At 69.3% G+C, this 18,681-nt stretch carries 13 protein-coding genes and 2 riboswitches; of the genes, 8 read left to right on the forward strand and 5 right to left on the reverse strand.

The window, feature by feature from the left end:
- Positions 1-199 precede the first annotated feature (199 nt).
- Genes Aco04nite_RS16015 through meaB form a run of 3 tightly spaced genes read left to right on the forward strand, consistent with a single transcriptional unit; the run spans position 200 to position 5,318 of the window.
- A complete protein-coding gene (locus Aco04nite_RS16015) occupies positions 200-2,035 on the forward strand; it encodes a methylmalonyl-CoA mutase subunit beta (RefSeq protein ID WP_212998010.1) in 1,836 nt (611 codons plus the stop codon).
- A complete protein-coding gene (gene scpA / locus Aco04nite_RS16020) occupies positions 2,032-4,239 on the forward strand; it encodes a methylmalonyl-CoA mutase (protein WP_244876035.1) in 2,208 nt (735 codons plus the stop codon). Before Aco04nite_RS16015 ends, scpA begins: the two co-directional genes overlap by 4 nt.
- On the forward strand, positions 4,239-5,318 hold the full coding sequence (gene meaB / locus Aco04nite_RS16025; protein WP_212998011.1) for a methylmalonyl Co-A mutase-associated GTPase MeaB: 1,080 nt from the start codon (positions 4,239-4,241) through the stop codon (positions 5,316-5,318). Before scpA ends, meaB begins: the two co-directional genes overlap by 1 nt.
- On the opposite strand, the gene Aco04nite_RS16030 is transcribed toward meaB, so the two are convergent.
- The 3 genes from Aco04nite_RS16030 to Aco04nite_RS16040 all read right to left on the reverse strand — a co-directional run bounded on the left by Aco04nite_RS16030 (position 5,308) and on the right by Aco04nite_RS16040 (position 8,791).
- Complete coding sequence (locus tag Aco04nite_RS16030; RefSeq protein WP_212998012.1) at positions 5,308-5,871, reverse strand: hypothetical protein; 564 nt, start codon at positions 5,869-5,871, stop codon at positions 5,308-5,310. The two genes, meaB and Aco04nite_RS16030, sit on opposite strands and share 11 nt — an antisense overlap.
- Positions 5,872-5,959: 88 nt before the next feature.
- Positions 5,960-8,212: a 5-methyltetrahydropteroyltriglutamate--homocysteine S-methyltransferase gene (metE, locus tag Aco04nite_RS16035; protein WP_212998013.1), complete on the reverse strand. Its 2,253-nt coding sequence runs from the start codon at positions 8,210-8,212 to the stop codon at positions 5,960-5,962.
- A gap of 118 nt (positions 8,213-8,330) precedes the next feature.
- Positions 8,331-8,537, reverse strand: a riboswitch (cobalamin riboswitch).
- Between the two features lie 47 nt (positions 8,538-8,584).
- Positions 8,585-8,791, reverse strand: coding sequence for a helix-turn-helix transcriptional regulator (locus tag Aco04nite_RS16040; protein WP_244876036.1), 207 nt, complete (start codon positions 8,789-8,791; stop codon positions 8,585-8,587).
- A gap of 172 nt (positions 8,792-8,963) precedes the next feature.
- Positions 8,964-9,173, forward strand: a riboswitch (cobalamin riboswitch).
- A gap of 151 nt (positions 9,174-9,324) precedes the next feature.
- Here Aco04nite_RS16040 and Aco04nite_RS16045 point away from each other — a divergent pair.
- From Aco04nite_RS16045 to Aco04nite_RS16055, 3 genes are all read left to right on the forward strand, one after another.
- On the forward strand, positions 9,325-11,655 hold the full coding sequence (locus tag Aco04nite_RS16045; protein ID WP_212998213.1) for a ribonucleoside-diphosphate reductase subunit alpha: 2,331 nt from the start codon (positions 9,325-9,327) through the stop codon (positions 11,653-11,655).
- A 41-nt stretch (positions 11,656-11,696) separates the two neighbouring features.
- Positions 11,697-12,692, forward strand: coding sequence for a ribonucleotide-diphosphate reductase subunit beta (locus tag Aco04nite_RS16050; RefSeq protein ID WP_212998214.1), 996 nt, complete (start codon positions 11,697-11,699; stop codon positions 12,690-12,692).
- A 107-nt stretch (positions 12,693-12,799) separates the two neighbouring features.
- Positions 12,800-14,407: a diguanylate cyclase domain-containing protein gene (locus Aco04nite_RS16055; RefSeq protein WP_212998014.1), complete on the forward strand. Its 1,608-nt coding sequence runs from the start codon at positions 12,800-12,802 to the stop codon at positions 14,405-14,407.
- Between the two features lie 5 nt (positions 14,408-14,412).
- Here Aco04nite_RS16055 and Aco04nite_RS16060 read toward each other — a convergent pair whose 3' ends face one another.
- Positions 14,413-15,774: a pyridoxal phosphate-dependent decarboxylase family protein gene (locus Aco04nite_RS16060; protein ID WP_212998015.1), complete on the reverse strand. Its 1,362-nt coding sequence runs from the start codon at positions 15,772-15,774 to the stop codon at positions 14,413-14,415.
- Positions 15,775-15,873: 99 nt separating this feature from the next.
- On the opposite strand from Aco04nite_RS16060, the gene Aco04nite_RS16065 reads away from it, so the two are divergent.
- Both Aco04nite_RS16065 and Aco04nite_RS16070 read left to right on the forward strand, forming a co-directional pair.
- A complete protein-coding gene (locus tag Aco04nite_RS16065) occupies positions 15,874-16,527 on the forward strand; it encodes a helix-turn-helix transcriptional regulator (RefSeq protein ID WP_212998016.1) in 654 nt (217 codons plus the stop codon).
- Entirely contained in the window at positions 16,524-17,738 is a 1,215-nt protein-coding gene (locus tag Aco04nite_RS16070) for a pyridoxal-phosphate dependent enzyme (RefSeq protein WP_212998017.1), read from the forward strand. Before Aco04nite_RS16065 ends, Aco04nite_RS16070 begins: the two co-directional genes overlap by 4 nt.
- 197 nt (positions 17,739-17,935) lie before the next feature.
- Here the strand turns inward: Aco04nite_RS16070 and Aco04nite_RS16075 are convergent, their stop codons facing one another.
- Complete coding sequence (locus Aco04nite_RS16075; RefSeq protein ID WP_212998018.1) at positions 17,936-18,643, reverse strand: TetR/AcrR family transcriptional regulator; 708 nt, start codon at positions 18,641-18,643, stop codon at positions 17,936-17,938.
- Between the last annotated feature and the right edge of the window lie 38 nt (positions 18,644-18,681).

The following is an 18,681-nucleotide window of genomic DNA, read 5'->3' on the forward strand; positions in this document are numbered from 1 at the left end:
GGTTCAGCGCTGTGCCCCGCCGATAAGGCTGCGCCTTTCGGGCAGGGCTGTGCGACCGCTCAAGGTAGGGGTTGTCCGGTACATACCGTGGACAGGAGGATGCTGTCCGGGAGCGATGCTGGCGGGCTGTCATGATGCCGGGCTGCGATGCTGGCTGGAGTCAGGAGAGGGCGGGCTTGTTGATGGGGGAGAGCAGTCCATGACCGCACCGGGTGACGAACTCACGCTGGGGGCGGACTTCACCCCTGCCACCGTCGGACAGTGGCGGAAGCTGGCACTCGCTGCGCTGCGCAAGTCCGGGGCAGCGACCGAGGACACTGCTCTGGAGCAGGTGGACGAGCTGCTCGCCACCACCACGTACGACGGCCCGTCCATCGCGGCCCTGCACACGCCGGACAGCGCGCCGACCGGTCCGGCCGTGCAGACCGGCCTGCCCGGGCAGTGGCCGTTCGTGCGGGGAGCTCGTGCCTCGGGCGGGCTCGGCGGTGGCTGGGACGTGCGGCAGCGGCACACCGGCGAGAACCCGAAGGAGATCCGCGAGGCCGTCCTCGGCGACCTCGAGAACGGTGCGACCTCGATCTGGCTGTCCGTGGGCGACGACGCGCTGCCGTTCGACGCCCTGCCCGACGCGCTCGACGGGGTCCATCTCGACCTGGCCGGGGTGGTGCTCGACCCCGGGAATGACTTCGCCGCCGCGGGCGAAGCCTGGTTCGACCTGCTCGCCGCCCGTGGTGCCGACCCCCGGCAGGTCCGTGGTGGACTCGGCGCGGATCCCCTCGGCTTGCTCGCCCGCACCGGCTCGGTCGCCGGCCCGGGCGAGACGGACCTGGTTTTGGCGGCGGCGCTGGCCGGACGGTGTGTGGCTGAGGCGCCGGGGATCCGCGCGATCACCGTGGACGCGACTGTCTATCACGATGCCGGTGGGTCGGATGCCGAGGAGCTGGGGTGTGCCGCCGCGGCGGGGGTCGCCTATCTTCGTGCGCTGACGGATGCCGGTCTGCCGGTCGCGGCGGCGTTGAGCCAGCTCGAGTTCCGGTACGCCGCGACGGCTGACCAGTTCGCGACGATCGCCAAGCTGCGGGCCGCGCGGAGGATCTGGGCGAGGATCGCCGAGCTGTCCGGGGAGCCCGGTGCCGGCGGGCAGCGTCAGCATGCGGTGACGTCGGCGGCGATGATGACCGCCCGGGATCCCTGGGTGAACCTGCTGCGCACCACGATCGCCGCGTTCGCCGCGGGGGTGGGCGGGGCGGACGCCGTGACCGTGCTGCCGTTCGACCATGGGCTCGGGCGTCCCGACGGGTTCTCGCGGCGTCTCGCCCGTAACACGCAGACCCTGCTCGTCGAGGAAGCCCACGTGGCCCGGGTGATCGACCCGGCCGGTGGCTCCTGGTACGTCGAGAGCTACACCGATGAGCTGGCGCGCGCCGCATGGGAGTGGTTCACCGGTATCGAGCAGGCCGGGGGCATCGCCGCCGCGCTCGGCAGCGGGCTCGTCGCCGACCGGCTCGCCGCGACCTGGCAGCGGCGGGAGAGCAACCTCGCGCACCGCCGTGACCCGATCACCGGCGTGAGCGAGTTCCCGGATCTGGCCGAACGGGTCCCCGAACGCCGCCCCGCCACCGTTCCCGCCGGCGGTGGACTGCCCCGCCACCGGTACGCCGAGGCGTTCGAGCGGCTGCGCGACCGGAGCGACGCCTACCTGGCCGCGACCGGCAGCCGTCCCACGGTTTCGCTGGTTACGCTCGGTTCACCCGCGGCGTCCGGGCCGCGTGTCACCTTCGCGACGAACCTGTTCGCCGCCGGGGGGATCGCGGTGACGACGTCGCCGGGCGCGGTGGTGTGCCTGTGCGGGCCCGACAAGGCGTACGCGGAGCAGGCCGTTGATCTGACCACTGAGCTGCGTGCGGCCGGGACGCAGCGGGTCATCCTGGCCGGCCGCGGTGATTTTCCCGGCATCGACAGGTACGTGTACACCGGCTGTGACGCCGTCGCCGCCCTGACCGCGACGCTCGCCGACCTGGGGGTTCCCGAGTGATTCCCGACTTCTCCACAGCGGAACTGACGGCGTCCGGGGCGTCGCCGTCCGTCGATTCCTGGCGTGACGCCGTGCGGGCCGAGACCGGGCGGGACGCCGGGGAGTTGCTCTGGCACACGCCCGAGGGGATCGCGGTGCCGCCGCTGTTCACCGGCGCTGACCTGGAAGGCCTCGACTTTCTGGGTACGTATCCCGGCATCGCGCCGTACGTGCGTGGCCCGTACCCGACGATGTACGTCAACCAGCCGTGGACGATCCGCCAGTACGCGGGGTTCTCCACAGCTGAGGAGTCGAACGCGTTCTACCGCCGCAACCTGGCAGGCGGGCAGAAGGGGCTTTCGGTCGCGTTCGACCTGCCCACCCACCGTGGTTATGACTCGGACCATCCGCGGGTGACCGGTGACGTCGGCATGGCGGGGGTGGCGATCGACTCCATCTACGACATGCGGCAGTTGTTCGAGGGGATTCCGCTCGACCGGATGAGTGTGTCGATGACGATGAACGGCGCGGTGCTGCCGATTCTCGCCCTCTACATTGTCGCCGGTGAGGAGCAGGGCGTCCCGCCGGAGAAACTGTCCGGCACGATTCAGAACGACATCCTCAAAGAGTTCATGGTCCGTAACACCTACATTTATCCGCCGACGCCGTCGATGCGGATCATCTCCGACATCTTCGCGTTCACGTCGCAGCGGATGCCGCGGTTCAACTCGATCTCGATCTCCGGCTACCACATCCAGGAAGCCGGTGCGACTGCTGACCTCGAGCTCGCGTACACCCTGGCTGATGGGGTGGAGTATCTGCGTGCCGGGCGCGCGGCGGGGCTGGACATCGACGCGTTCGCGCCCCGGTTGTCGTTCTTCTGGGCGATCGGGATGAACTTCTTCATGGAGGTCGCCAAGCTGCGGGCGGGGCGGTTGCTGTGGGCGAAACTCGTGCGCGAGTTCGGCCCCAAGGATCCGAGGTCGTTGAGTCTGCGTGCGCATTCGCAGACGTCGGGCTGGTCGCTGACCGCGCAGGACGTCTACAACAACGTGATGCGTACGTGTGTCGAGGCGATGGCGGCGACGCAGGGCCATACGCAGTCGTTGCACACCAACGCGCTCGACGAGGCTCTGGCGTTGCCGACGGATTTCTCCGCGCGGATCGCCCGGAATACGCAGCTGTTCCTGCAGCAGGAGTCGGGTACCACGCGTGCGGTCGACCCGTGGGGTGGCAGCGCGTACGTGGAACGGCTCACGCGGGACCTCGCCGCGCGGGCCTGGGAGCACATCGCGGAGGTCGAGGCCGCCGGTGGCATGGCACGGGCGATCGAGGAGGGCATCCCGAAGATGCGCATCGAGGAGGCCGCCGCCCGTACGCAGGCCCGCATCGACTCCGGCCGGCAGACGGTCATCGGCGTGAACAAGTACCGGCCGGACGCCGACGAACCCATCGACGTGCTGAAGGTCGACAACGTCGCGGTGCGCGCAGGCCAGGTCGAGAAGCTGCGCCGCCTGCGCGCCGAACGTGACGAGGCCGCGTGCCGGTCCGCGCTGGACGCCCTCACCCGAGCCGCCGGCACCGTTCTTCCCGGGGCCTCGGCCGGTGACGGCAACCTGCTCGCGCTGGCCGTCGACGCCGCCCGGGCCAAGGCGACCGTGGGGGAGATCTCCGACGCGCTGGAAAAGGTCTACGGACGGCACACGGCTCGGATCCGTACCATTTCCGGGGTGTACCGCAAGGAGGCCGGCCAGGTGGCCAACATCGACCGGGCGCGCGCCGCCGCCGCCGCGTTCGCCGAGGCCGAGGGCCGCCAGCCGCGGATCCTGGTCGCCAAGATGGGCCAGGACGGCCACGACCGCGGCCAGAAGGTCGTCGCCACGGCCTTCGCCGACCTCGGCTTCGACGTCGACGTCGGCCCCCTGTTCGCCACCCCCGCCGAGGTCGCCCGCCAGGCCATCGAAGCCGACGCCCACATCGTCGGCGTCAACTCCCTCGCCGCGGGCCACCTCACCCTCGTCCCCGCCCTCCGCGACGAACTCGCCGCCCAGGGCCGCCCCGACATCATGATCATCGCCGGCGGCGTCATCCCACCCCAGGACTACGAAGCCCTGCGCGCAGCCGGCGCCGCGGCCATCTTCGCCCCCGGCACCGTCCTCGCCGACGCCGCCCTCAACCTCCTCACCGACCTCTCCACCCGCCTCGGCCACCCCACCCCCGCCTGATGCCCCCACCCCCCATCGACGTCGAGGCAATGGCCGCTGGGGTCCGTGCACGTGTCCCCGCCTGGATCGCGCGCGCCATCACCCTGGTCGAATCCACCCGCACCGACCACCAGGCCCTGGCCCAGCGCCTCCTGACCCTGCTGACCCCGTCCAACTCAGCCGGGTCGCCGCCTGCGGCGGACTCCTTCGCGGCCGGTTCGGTCGAGTCGCCGCCTGCGGCGGGCTCCTTCGCGGGCAGGTCGCACCGGATCGGTATCAGCGGTGTGCCTGGCGTGGGCAAGTCGACGTTCATCGACGCGTTCGGGAGCGACCTGACCGCGGCCGGCCATCGCGTGGCGGTCCTGGCCGTGGACCCGTCGTCGACGCGCACGCGGGGCAGCATTCTCGGCGACAAGACCCGGATGGCCCGCCTGGCGGCCGACCCGAACGCTTACGTCCGGCCCTCGCCCACCGCGGGCACACTCGGCGGCGTTGCGAAAGCCACTCGCGAAGCCATCGTCATCGTCGAGGCCGCCGGCTACGACGTCGTTCTCGTGGAGACGGTCGGCGTGGGTCAGTCCGAGACGGCGGTCGCGGACATGGTCGACTCGTTCCTGCTGCTGGCCCTGGCCCGCACCGGCGACCAGCTGCAGGGCATCAAAAAAGGCATCCTCGAGCTCGCCGACGTCATCGCCGTCAACAAAGCCGACGGCCCCCACGCCGCCGAGGCCCAGCGCGCCGCCCGCGAGCTAGCCGGCGCCCTACGTCTGGTCAGCGGCGCCGACGACGACCAGGCCTGGTCAACTCCGGTGCTCACCTGCAGCGGCCTGGACGGCACCGGCGTACCCGAGATCTGGGCGCAGCTGACCGCTCACCGCCACCACCGCGAGAAGAACGGCGACTTCCAGGAACACCGCCGCCGGCAACAGATCGGCTGGATGCAAGCGATGGCCGACGACGCCGTCCTGACCCGCTTCCACACCGACCCTGCGGTCCGCGCCGCCACCACCGAGGCGGAGAAGCGCATCCTGGACGGCACCCTCACCCCGGCCCAGGCCGTGCAACACCTGCTCGCCGCCTACGACACCATCAAAGGCTGACGATCCGGCCCAGAATCTCGCTGAACTGCGTCAACCAGTACCGGACTTCGCCTTCGACGTCTTGCTCAAGGTCGACGCGGTCCAGGTACAGGGCATCCTGACGGTCGCGTTCGGCCTGCGCCACATCGGGGCCGTGCCTCGGGCGCGGGGTGCCGACCGTCCGTACGCCCTGCGACCTGGTCAGCATCCGGATCGTATCGGCCAGCCGTCGGTCGTCGACGTCGGTCGCGATGACCAGCGCCTGTGCCAGCCGGCCAGGCCAGTCACCCGCCGTGCGCCGTGCGACGACGTTTCCGTGCCGGATTTCGGCGGATGACATCATTACCAGGGCGAGCTCACGACGGCTCCGGGCGAACGACAGCACGTCGCGGCACAGCGACTGCAGAGCGGCTGCGTGGGCGGGGCTCAGCCGGCTGCCCTCGGGCCAGGTAAGACTCGCGCCGGCAGGGTCAAGGGCGACGGATAGGCGTCCGTTGTGGTGCATCAGCTCGCCAAGAGGGCCATCTCCGACGAACGCCCGCCAGCGCACTTTCCCGTTGCTGCGGTCGACCACGCGATCTTGAGGCGTTTCACGTGGACGACCCGAATGGGCCGGGCGGGCCCGGACTGGGGAGAGGGGCCCGCCCGGTGGGGGAGCAAGGTCAGTGGTTGCGGACCTCGGTGGCGGCTGCGGTGAGGTGTTTGAGGGTGGATTGGACTTCGGGGTAGGTGCGGGTTTTGAGGCCGCAGTCGGGGTTGACCCAGAGGCGCTGGGCCGGGACTGCGGATACGGCGTGACGCAGGGCGGTGACGAGTTCGGTTTGGGTGGGGATGCGGGGGGAGTGGATGTCCCAGATGCCGGGGCCGACGCCTCGGGCGTACCCGATGGATTGGAGGTCTTGGAGGATCTCCATTTTGGAGCGGGAGGCTTCGATGCTGGTGACGTCGGCGTCGAGGGCGTCGATGGCGGTGATGACCTCGCCGAATTCGGAGTAGCACAGGTGGGTGTGGAGCTGGGTGTGGTCGGCGATGCCGCTGGTGGCCAGGCGGAAGGCGTCGATGGCCCAGTCGAGGTAGGCCTTCTGGTCCGCTCTGCGGAGCGGGAGGGTTTCGCGCAGGGCCGGTTCGTCGACCTGGATCACGCTGATGCCGGCGGCCTCAAGGTCGTGGCATTCGTCGCGCAGGGCGAGGGCGACCTGGTCGGCGGTGTCGGCGAGTGGTTGGTCGGTGCGGACGAACGACCAGGCCAGGATGGTGACCGGGCCGGTGAGCATGCCCTTGACCGGTTTTGGCGTGAGGGACTGGGCGTAGGTGGACCACGCGACCGTCATCGGGGCCCTGCGTGCCACATCGCCGTGGATGATCGGTGGGCGTACGCATCGGGAGCCGTAACTCTGCACCCAGCCGTGGTCGGTGGCGGCGAAGCCGTCGAGTTGTTCGCCGAAGTACTGGACCATGTCGTTGCGTTCGGGTTCGCCGTGCACCAGGACGTCCAGGCCGAGTTCTTCCTGGAACCGGATGACGCGGGCGATCTCGTCGCGGATCACCTGGTCGTAGCCGGGTGCGTCGAGGGTGCCGGCGCGTAGTGCGGCGCGGGCCCGGCGCAGCGCATCGGTCTGCGGGAACGAGCCGATCGTGGTCGTGGGCAGCGCCGGCAGTTGGAGGCGTTCCTGTTGTGCCGCGGCCCTGAGTGGATAGTCGGAGCGTCGGCGGTCGGTTGGCGACAGTGCGGCGAGCCGGGCCCGGACCTCGGTGTTGTGCCAGGTCGCCGGTGGTGCGGGCAGCGGCCGGGGAAGGTGGGCGGTGCCGTCGCGCAGGGCCCTGCTCAGCAGGACGACCTCGTCGACCTTCTGCCGGGCGAAGGCGAGGCGTTCCCGTAGCGCGGGGTCGAGGTAGGTCTCGACGGACAGGTCCACCGGCACGTGCAGCAGGGAACAGGACGTGGAGACGGCGAGGTGGTCGGCCAGGCCGTAGGCGACGGCTCCGGCGGTGACGGCGGCGGTCAGATCGGTGCGCCAGACGTTGTGCCCGTCGACGAGCCCCGCCACGATCGTCCTGCCGCGCAGCGGACCGGAGCCGGCGAGGCGCCGCAGGTTGCCGGGGCCCGCCACCAGATCGAGACCGAGCGCTTCGACCGGTGTGTCCAGCAGGGCGGGCAGGGCGTCGCCCAGGTCACCGAAGTACGTGGCGACGAAGATCTGCGGGCGCCGGTCGAGGGCACCCAGCCGGGCGTACGTCTCCCGCAGCGCGTCGATCTCCGCGGGGACCCGGTCGGCGACGTAGGCGGGCTCGTCGAGTTGTACCCACTCCACGCCCGCGTCGGCGAGCGCGCCGAGCAGGTCGGCGTAGGCCCCGACGAGATCGTCGAGCCGGTCGAACGGGTCGTAGCCGGGGGTGCTGGGCTTGGCGAGCAGCAGGAACGTGGCCGGTCCGACCAGAACCGGGCGGGTACGCAGATCCAGGGCGCGCGCTTCGGCGTACTCCTGGAGGGCTTTGGCGGGGTCCGCGGCGAAGACCGTTTCCGGGCCGATCTCCGGCACAAGGTAGTGGTAGTTGGTGTCGAACCACTTGGTCAGCTCGAGTGCGGGTTCAGTGTCCACCCCGCGCGCCATGGCGAAGTAGGTGTCCAGGTCGGACAGTCCGAGCCGGCGGAACCGTTCGGGGACCGCCCCGACGGCGACGGCGGTGTCGAGAACGTGGTCGTAGTACGAGAACGTGTTGGACGGGATGGCGTCCAGGTCGGCGTTGCGCAGGGTCAGCCAGACCTCGCTGCGCAGCCGTGCCGCTGTCCGCTCCAGCTCGGCGGCGTCGATCCGCCCGGCCCAGTGCGCCTCGACGGCCTTCTTGAGCTCGCGGTTGCCGCCGATGCGTGGGTAGCCGAGCACGGTGCTCTGGCCGAAGGGGGTGGTGGTCATGGTGTCCTTCCCTCGAGGTCCCCGACGGGTCACACGAGGGCACGGGAAGGCCGCAGCCGACAAACACGTGCCGCGGTCTCGCCCGGGCCCTCCCGAGAGGCCGTCGGCGGCGCACACGGATGTGCACGCGGTGCGGGCAGGTCTTCGGACTCGTGGGCGTGTGATTCCTGCCTACCGGCCGTCGCTTCCCAGGCCGTTGCGGCCCAGTGCTCATTGACAGCTTTCGTTCCCACTCACCGCTGCGGGGCAGTCCCGGTATCGCACCGGGTTCCCTCTTACGACACTCCACCGTGAAGCGGAGTGAACCAGCACTGCCGCTCACTGTACGGGTACGCCCGGCCCGTTACGGGGCCGGGCGCCGTGCGAAATCGGTCACCCGTCCTTGCCGGCGGCATCCTCGGGGCGATACGTCTCGATCCACGCCTCGATGTCGGTGGCGCGCCAGATCTTGCCCTGGGCCAGATCCGCCACCGCGGCGGGGAAGTCACTGCGCTGTGTCAACTGATACATCCGCTGCCGGCTCACGGCGCCGAGCCGCACCCGGATCTCGTGGGATCCGAGAAACTCCAATTCATCCACCCGTTCATACTAGTCATGACGCAACTAGTCTCTGCACCACCCCCAGGGGTGGATCGGGGCGGATCGGGGCGTTACCCGCGGCGAGCTTCGGGTGACGGTGCGCCGCGACACGCCGTACACAGCATCTGGTGTTGTGGATTCGGAGGCGTACCCATATATGGTGTTGATCGCAGCTGGTTCGGCCGTCCCTGGTCTTGTTGATCTTTCATGGGCGGTCGAGGCAACAGGGAACCCGGTGCGAAACCGGGACTGCCCCGCAGCGGTGAGTGGGAACGAAAGCCGTCATCAAGCACTGGACCGGTCACGGTCCGGGAAGCGACGGCCGGTAGGCATGAGGGACGCGCCCACGAGTCCGAAGACCTGCCAGCGCGCCGCGCACCGACCGGTGCGCGGCGGTCGAAGGCCGCGTGGGACGGCCGACGCCATCAGCCGGTGTGCCGTCCTCGCGAGAACGGCTGCCGGCGGCGTCCTCCTGCGCGTCCGACGATCAACGGGCTCGCGAGGAGAGAGTTTTCGTGCCGGTAAAACAAGTTATGCGGGTGCTCAAACGCAACGGTGACAGCGAGCCGGTCGACGTCAACAAGATCGTCAAGGCGGTGGAGTTGTGGGTCGCCGACCTCGACGAGGTCGACCCGTTGCGGGTGGCGACCAGGACGATCAGCGGGCTCTACGACGGGGCGACCACGGCGGAGCTCGACAAGCTGTCGATCCAGACCGCGGCGGAACTGACCGGTGAGGAACCGCAGTATTCGAAGCTGGCGGCGCGGCTGCTGGCCGCTTTCGTGGACAAAGAGGTGCGCGGACAGGGCGTGGCAAGCTTCAGCCAGTCCATCAGGTACGCGCATCAGCAAGGACTTGTCGGCGACAGCACCGCGGAATTCGTGGCACGCAACGCCCGCAAACTCGACGTCGCCATCGATCCGTCGGGGGATCTGCGGTTCGAGTACTTCGGACTGCGTACGGTGGCGGACCGTTATCTGCTGCGCCATCCCGACACGCGACTGGTGGTGGAGACGCCGCAGTACTGGCTGCTGCGCGTGGCGTGCGGATTATCGCAGACCGCGAACGAGGCGATCGGTTTCTACAAGCTGATGTCGTCGCTGGCGTATCTGCCGAGCTCGCCGACGCTGTTCAATTCCGGCACACGGCACACGCAGATGTCGTCGTGTTTCCTGGTCGACTCGCCGAAGGACGAACTCGACTCGATCTACGAGCGTTACCACCAGGTCGCGAAGCTGTCGAAATTCTCCGGCGGCATCGGTATCTCATGGTCGCGGGTGCGGGGCCGGGGCGCGCTGATCCGGGGCACGAACGGCAGGTCGAACGGCATCGTCCCGTTCCTGAAGACGCTCGACGCAGGGGTGGCCGCGGTCAATCAGGGCGGGCGGCGTAAGGGTGCCGCGTGTGTCTATCTTGAGCCGTGGCACCCGGACATCGAGGAATTCCTGGATCTGCGGGACAACACCGGGGAGGACTCCCGGCGTACGCACAATCTCAATCTGGCGAACTGGATCCCGGACGAGTTCATGCGCCGGGTCGAGGCCGACGGCGACTGGTCACTGATCGATCCGTCCGACGCCCCCGAGCTTCCCGATCTGTTCGGCGACGAGTTCGATCTCGCCTACCGGGCCGCGGAGAAGAACGCGGTCAAGACCGTCAAGGCCCGAGACCTGTACGGCCGGATGATGCGCACCCTCGCGCAGACCGGCAACGGCTGGATGACGTTCAAGGACCCGTCGAACCGCCTGTCCAACCAGACGGGCAGGCCGGGCAACACCATTCACCTGTCGAACCTGTGCACCGAGATCCTCGAGGTCAACACCAACGACGAGACCGCGGTCTGCAACCTCGGCTCGATCAACCTCGGCGCCCATCTGCGCGACGGTGACGTCGATTGGGAAAAGCTGCGGGCCACCGTACGCACAGCAGTTGTCTTTCTGGACCGGGTCATCGACATCAACTACTACCCGGCGGAGCAGGCGGCGGCGTCGAACCCGCGCTGGCGGCCCGTCGGGCTCGGGCTGATGGGGCTGCAGGACGCGTTCTTCACCCTCGGCCTGCCGTTCGACTCGGCGGCGGCCAAGGAATTGTCCACCCGCGTGCAGGAGGACATCTATCTGACCGCGCTGGAGGCTTCCGCGGGCCTCGCCGAGCAGTTCGGGCCGCACCCGGCGTACCAGGAGACCCGTGCTTCTGACGGTGCTCTGCACCCCGATCTCTGGGGCGCGACCGTCAGCCAGACAGAGCGCTGGGCGACTTTGAAAGAGCGCGTCGCAACGACCGGGCTGCGCAACTCGCTGCTGATCGCGATCGCACCGACGGCGACCATCGCCTCGATCGCCGGCTGTTACGAGTGCATCGAGCCGCAGGTGTCGAATCTGTTCAAGCGCGAAACGATGTCCGGCGAATTCCTGCAGATCAACACCTATCTGGTACGCGAACTGAAAGCCCGTGGTCTCTGGACCGCACCCGTTCGCGAGCAGATCAGGCGCGCCGAAGGATCCGTGCAGGGCATCACCGAACTCCCCGCCGACGTGCGCGAGCTCTTCCGCACCGCCTGGGAACTGCCGCAGAAGGCACTCATCGACCTGGCCGCCGCGCGGGCGGCGTTCATCGACCAGTCGCAGTCGCTGAACCTGTTCATGAGCGTGCCGACCATCGGCAAGGTCTCCTCGATGTATCTCTACGCCTGGAAAGCCGGCCTGAAAACCACGTACTACCTGCGCTCGCGCCCCGCGACGCGCATTCAGCAGGCCACCGTCGCGGTGCTGCCGGCCCTGACGCCCGCCCCGCAGGCCGAAGCCGACGCCGAAGCCCTGGCCTGTTCCCTGGAAAACCCCGAAAGCTGCGAGGCCTGCCAGTGACGACCATTCCTTCTCAGAGCACCGGCCCGGGCAAGCAGCAGATGCTGCTCGACCCCGGTATGGACCTGACGCTGCGCCCGATGCGTTACCCGCACTTCTTCGACCGGTTCAAGGACGCCATCAAGAACACCTGGACCGTCGAGGAGGTCGATCTGCACGGCGACCTCGCCGACCTGGCGAAGCTGTCACCCGCCGAGCAGCACCTCGTGTCGCGGCTGGTCGCCTTCTTCGCGACCGGTGACACCATCGTCGCGAACAATCTCGTGCTCAACCTCTACCAGCACGTCAATTCGCCCGAGGGCCGGCTCTACCTGTCGCGGCAACTGTTCGAGGAGGCCGTACACGTCCAGTTCTATCTGAACCTGCTCGACACGTACGTCCCGGATCTCGCCGAAAGGACGGCTGCATTCTCGGCGGTGGAGAACATTCCCTCGATCGCGCGCAAGGCCGAGTTCTGCTTCAAGTGGATCGACTCGATCTACGAGATGCGCTCGCTGCAGACCCGCGAGGACCGCAGGGCATTCCTGCTCAACGTGATTTGTTTCGCCGCGTGCATCGAGGGCCTGTTCTTCTACGGCGCCTTCGCGTACGTCTACTTCCTGCGGTCCCGCGGCGTCCTGCAGGGGCTGGCGTCGGGCACCAACTGGGTGTTCCGCGACGAGTCGATGCACATGGCGTTCGCGTTCGACGTGGTCGACACCGTCCGTGCCGAGGAGCCCGGCCTGTTCGACGCCGAGATGGCGCAGCAGGTCCGCGACATGCTCGCCGAAGCGGTGGAGTGCGAGGTCCAGTTCGCCGCCGACCTGCTCGACCAGGGCATCAGCGGCATGTCACTGCCGGACATGCGCGAATACCTGCAACACGTCGCCGACCGCCGGCTCGCCGTGCTGGGCATCGAGCCGATGTACGGCAGCGGGAACCCGTTCGCGTTCATGGAACTACAGGACGTCCAGGAGCTGTCGAACTTCTTCGAACGGCGCGTGTCCGCGTACCAGGTCGGAGTGACCGGAAGCGTCTCCTTCGACGACGACTTCTGAGGTTGTGCGGGCCGGGCCGATCCGCGGGGCCCGGCCCGGCCGTGCCGTCAAGGCGTGACGGACAAGGTGCCGTTCAGCGTCACGGCCGGGTTGCCGATCAGGAGTGGGTGAGCATCGTGCAGAACCGGTCCCCACGGCGCCGATGGACCGGTGTGGTGCTGGTGGTGCTGGTATTGCTGGCGGGTTCCGCGGTGTCGGTGGCGGCTTTCGTGGCCGTGGAGGCCGGTGAGGACCGCTACGCCGGTCAGGTGATGGACCGCTACGCCGACGACATGGCGGAAACGGTCATCGACCGCGTCGCCCGCTACGGCGCCACCCTCAGCGACCTCGCGTACGCCGTGGGCGCCCAGTCCGGCCTGCGCCGCGACGCGTTCACCCGGATCAGCGCCGGGCTCGACGCGACGCGGCTGCCCGGTGCCACCGCCGTCGGTTTCGTGGCGCCGGTCGCCACCGATCAGATCGCGGCGGCGCAGCGGCTCTGGCGTGCGCGTGGGGCGACGGGGCTGAGGCTGGCTCCGACGTCCGGCACGTCGTCCCACGAGTTCGTCATCTACGAGAAGGCGTTCGACGACCAGCAGAACATGCAGGGCACCGATCTCGCCATCAGCCCCGCCCTGACGACCGTACTGTCCATGGCCCGGCACAGCGGCACGCTCGCGATGAGCCCCGGATATCAGCTGCTGCGCGACCGGTGGAGGAGCCCCGAGGAGCGTCAGACCTCGGCGGTGCTGGCCGCACCGGTCTACACCGGCCTGGGCTCGACGGCCCCGGACGAGTTCGAGGGCTGGGTCGTCATGGGCCTGCGCGGGCAGGACTACCTGGCGCAGACCCTGCTCAGCCAGGGCGATGACGCGGTGGAGGTCACCGTCACCGACGTGGCCGGTACCGTCATCGCGTCCGTCTCACCCGGCGACCGGCTGCCGGACGCCTCGCTGGCCCGCCAGCAGACCGTCACCGTCGGGCAACGCCGCTGGCAGCTCGCGATGTGGCCCACGACCCGCCTGCTCACCACCACCGACCGGGGGCTGAGCCGGCTCACCCTGGCCGCCGGTGCCGCGCTGTCCGTGATGCTCGCCGCGATGACCGGAATCCTGGCCGGCAGCCGCAACCGCGCGCTGGAACACGTCGACCGGGCGACCAGCGAGCTGCGGGACGACATCACCCGGCGCGAGCTGGTCGAGGCGCGGCTGCTGGAGCGTGAGGAGCAGCTGCAGGAACTCGCGTTCCACGACCCGCTCACCGGGCTGGCCAACCGGCTGCTCTTCTACGACCGCCTCACCCATGCCCTGGCCAACCACGTGCGCGGCAACCGTACGTTCGCCGTGCTCTTCATCGACCTCGACGGCTTCAAACAGGTCAACGACCAGCGGGGTCACACCGCCGGCGACACCGTGCTGCGCGTCGTCGCCGCCCGGCTCCGCACCGGGTTGCGCGCCGGCGACACAGTCGCCCGGTTCGGTGGCGACGAGTTCGCCATCATCATCGAGAGCCTGACCGGCATCGCCGACGCGCGGCCCACCGCCGAACGCGTCATCGGCGTGGTCCAGGAACCGATCGACATCGACGGGCTCCCGGCGAAGGTGTCCGCCAGTGTGGGCATCGCGGTCAACCATCCCGGCGCGACGGCCGACGACATCATCCGCGAGGCCGACGCCGCGATGTACACCGCCAAGACCGGCGGGAAGAACCAGTACGCCGAGGCCGTGAGCGGGTAGCCGGCTCAGCTCAGCACCGTACGCAACGTCTCGAAGATCTCCTCCGCGTCCTGCACGGTGGTCCGCCAGTTGCTGAACGCCGCACGGATCCCGGGCTGCCCGTCGTACACGGTCGGTGTCAGAAACGTCCGGCCGGTGGCCGTGACGGCTCGCAGGGCGGCCGGCACATCGCCCTCGATGGCGAAACACACGACGTTCATCCGCACCGGCGCCAGCAACCGCACGCCAGGCACAGTGCCGAGCAGCTCACCGAGCCTCCGGGCCGCGGCTACGTTGCGCTCAACGATCTCCCGATGTCCATTCGCACCGTACGCGGTGAGCGCGAACCAGGCCGGAAGCGCTCGGAAGCGCCGCGAGTTCTCCGGGGTGAGATGCATGAAGTCCGGGTTCTCGCCGGGATCGCCGAGGTACGCGGCGGAGTTGCGGAACACCGCCACCTGCAGGTCGGGCCGGCGGGTGAACTGGACCGCGGCGTCGTACGGGACGTTGAGCCATTTGTGCAGGTCGGCGCAGACCGAGTCGGCCTCGCCCAGCCCGTCCAGCAGGGGTGCGTGCTCGCCGGACAACGCGGCGAACAGGCCGAACGCGCCGTCCACGTGCAGCCAGAACGGGTAGCGCCGCTTGAGATCGGCGATCGCGCGCAGGTCGTCGAAGTCCACGGTGTTCACGGTTCCCGCGTTGGCGACGACGATCGCGGGTCCCTCGGCGAGGGCTGCCTCCAGCGCGGCGAGGTCGACGGCTTCGCGTCCGGGCAGCGTCGGCAGGACCCGCACCTGGCCGCGGCCGATGCCGAGCATCGAGGTGGCCTTGACGATGCTGGAGTGCGGCGTGCCGGACAGCACCCGCAGCGGCGGCACGTTCCGCAGGCCGTCCTCGGCGGCGTCGACCCCGTACCGCTCGCCGTACCACTGGCGGCCCAGCGCCAGGCCCACGAAGTTCGACATGGTCGCGCCGGTGACGAAGCTGCCGCTGAACGTCCCGGGCAGACCGAACAGGTCACGCAGCCAGCGGACGGTTTCCCGCTCCAGGTCCGGCGCCCCGGAGCCGGCACCCGACGAGAGGTTCTGGTCGAGCGTGCTGGTGAGCCAGTCACCGGCGACCGCGGCGGGGGTGGCACCACCGGTGACGAACCCGAGGTAGCGCGGGCCGGCGCTGCCCGACATCCGGTCCTGCCAGCGCTCGGCGAACCGGTCCAGCGCTGCTTCGAGACCGGCGCCCTGTTGGGGCAGTGCCTGCGGGGACGGCGGCTCAGCGGGCAGGGCGACCGGGCGGTCGTCGAGCGAGGCCAGGACCTTGACGGCCTGATCGCGTACGGCGGTCAGCAGGTCGGGGAAGCGGGCCAGGTCACCGGCCAGGATGGGGTCCATGTGATCACGCTAGGCAGCATCCCCGCGCGGCGATCGGGCCAATCACGAACCTCTGGTCCTGGACTTTCCATCCAGGTGCTGGACAATTACTATGTGGCGGTGAGTGCGGATGCGATTCTGACGGGGTTACTGCCGGTGATCGACGGGCTGGCGGCGACATTCGGCCCGACCTGCGAGGTGGTGCTGCACGACTACCGGCGCGGCGAGCAGTCGGTGGTGGCGGTCGCCGGCGCGGTCACCGGGCGCAAACCCGGCGGGGCGCTGAGCGAGATCGGGCTCGCCGTGCTCGCCCAGGGCGATGCCGCTGCCAACGACATCAACTACCTGACGCGTACGCAGGACGGGCGGATCGTGAAATCGTCGACCATGCCCCTTCGCGACGAGGCCGGGCACGTCTTCGGCGCGCTCTGCGTCAACATCGACGTCACCGCCCTGCGCCAGGCCGGTGACCTGCTGACGGCCCTGGCCGGGACGCCGTCCGCCCCGATCCCGGCCACCACGTTCAGCGACGACTTCGACGACGTGGTCGACGCACGGATCCGCGCCGAGGAAGCCTCCCGGGGCAAACCCGCCGCCAGCCTCACCCGCCCGGAACGGCTGACGCTGCTGCGGGCCCTGGACCGGCGCGGCGTCTTCACCGTACGCAACGCGGTGCCCCGGGTCGCCGAACGCCTCGGGATCTCCCGCTCCGCGATGTACGCCGACCTGGCCGACTGCCGCCGGTCCGACTCCGAACAGGGTGCCCGATCATGAAGCTGCGATGTGCCTCCTGCGGGCAGACCTACGCACTGAGCGACCTCGCCTGGCGGTGCACGCACTGTCACGGCATGCTCGACCTGACCGGCTTCACCCCGGTCATGCCCCCACCCGGCGACCTGGCGCTGCGACGGCCCAGCCTGTGGCGTTACGCCGAGGCCCTGCCGATCGCCGAACCACTCGGGATCACCCTGGGCGAGGGGTTCTCCCCACTGGTCAGCGCCCCGGGCCGGCCCGGCGTCCAGCTCAAGGTCGACTACCTGATGCCGACCGGCTCCTTCAAGGACCGCGGCGCCGTCCTGCTGGTCGCCCTCGCCGCGAGCCTCGGCGTCACCCGCCTCATGACCGACAGCAGCGGAAACGCGGGAACTGCCGTTGCCGCTTACGCCGCCCGGGCCGGGATCAGCTGCGGCGTCTACGTTCCGGAGAGCACTTCGGCGGGCAAGGTCGCGCAGCTCCGGGCGTACGGTGCGGAAGTTTTCCAGATCCCCGGAAGCCGTGAGGACACCGCCGAGGCCGCCGCCCGCGCCGCCGATGTTCCTGGCGTTTTCTATGCCAGTCACGTCTATCATCCGTTCTTTCTCCAAGGCACCAAGACGTACGTTCTGGAATTGTGGGAGCAGTCGGGCGGCCGGTTACCGGAAACGCTGGTGCTGCCCGTCGGGAACGGCACGCTCGTGCTCGGCGCCTATCTCGGCTGTGTGGAACTGCTTTCCCAGGGACTCATCGACCGCCTTCCACGCATCGTCGCCGTGCAGGCCGCCAGATGCGCGCCGCTGGCCACCGCCTTCGCCGACGGCCTTCCCGCCCCGGCCGGCCTCACCCTTCCCGGCCTCACCGTTCCCGGCCTCACCGTTCCCGGCCTCACCCCTTCCGGCCTCACCCCTTCCGGCGTCACCCCTTCCGGCGTCACGTCTTCGGGTCTCACGTCTTCGGGCAACACCGCTTCCGGCACCGTCGCGGAAGGTATAGCGATCGCCCGCCCGGCCCGCGGTGCGCAGATCCTTTCCGCCGTACGCGAAACCGGCGGCTCGATCGTGACCGTCACCGACGATCAGATCCATTCCGCGCACACGGAACTGGCCCGCGCCGGCCTATACGTCGAACCGACATCAGCCGTGTGCTGGGCAGCGATCTCTTCGTTCGGGCTGGAGGATGCCGTGGCGCCCCTGTGCGGCAGCGGCCTCAAATCGAAACCCCCAGCCTGACCCACATCAAAACCGCGGCCTGACTCACATCGAAAACCGCGGCCTGACTGATATTGAGACCCCGCGCTGGCTCGCATCGAGACCGTCGGCCTGGCTCGCATCGAGACCGCGGGCTGACTCGCATCGAGACCGTCGGCGTGGCTCAGATTGGAGCCGCCGGGCTGACCCGAACTGAAACCGGCGGCTTGGTGATGTCGCTAATCAGTGGGTGTGAGCTGCGCGAGCATGGCGCGCAGGGCTGAGTCGAACAGGGCCGGGCTGTCGGCCATCGGGGGCGGGAACTGGCCGTTGAGGTCGAGTGAGATGGCGCCGTGCATGACGGAGTAGCACCACATCGAGCCGGCCAGGGCACCCGCGGGTAGCTCCTGGCCGGTGTGCTCCGCCCAGACTCGCATCGACGTGCGAAGGTCGTCGTCGAGGGTGCGGTCGAGCCGGTCCACATCGATGAGCCCGCCGGCGACGGCATCAGCGGTCAGCTGAATGAGAACCCCGAACGAACGTCCCGCCGCGGCATACGTCTCGGGCGTGCCGTTGTAGTCGGGCAGCGACGTCGAGAAGATCAGGGCCCACTCGGTGCGGTGGCTCATGGCCCAGCCGCGATACGTGTGGGCGACCGCCATGAACACCTCGAAAGCGTTCTGCCCCGTGGCGCTCGCGCGCACATAGGTCTCGTTGACCTGCTCGCCGAGCGATTCGTAGGCATCGACGATCAGCGCGGTCAGCAGGTCATTACGGCTCGCGAAGTAGCGGTAGAGCGCCGACGGTGCCATGCCCATCTCGCGCGCGACGTGACGCAGCGACAGGACCGCGGGGCCGGACTCCCGCATCGCCGCCCACGCATGGGCCTTGATCTCCGCCTCGGTCTCCGCCCGCCGCCGGTGCCGGTGCGTCGTCGTCTCACCCATCGCGCCATCCTATCGCAAAGTGAACACTGTTCTCTAAG

It is taken from the genome of Winogradskya consettensis (assembly GCF_018332715.1).
GTDB lineage: Bacteria > Actinomycetota > Actinomycetes > Mycobacteriales > Micromonosporaceae > Actinoplanes > Actinoplanes consettensis.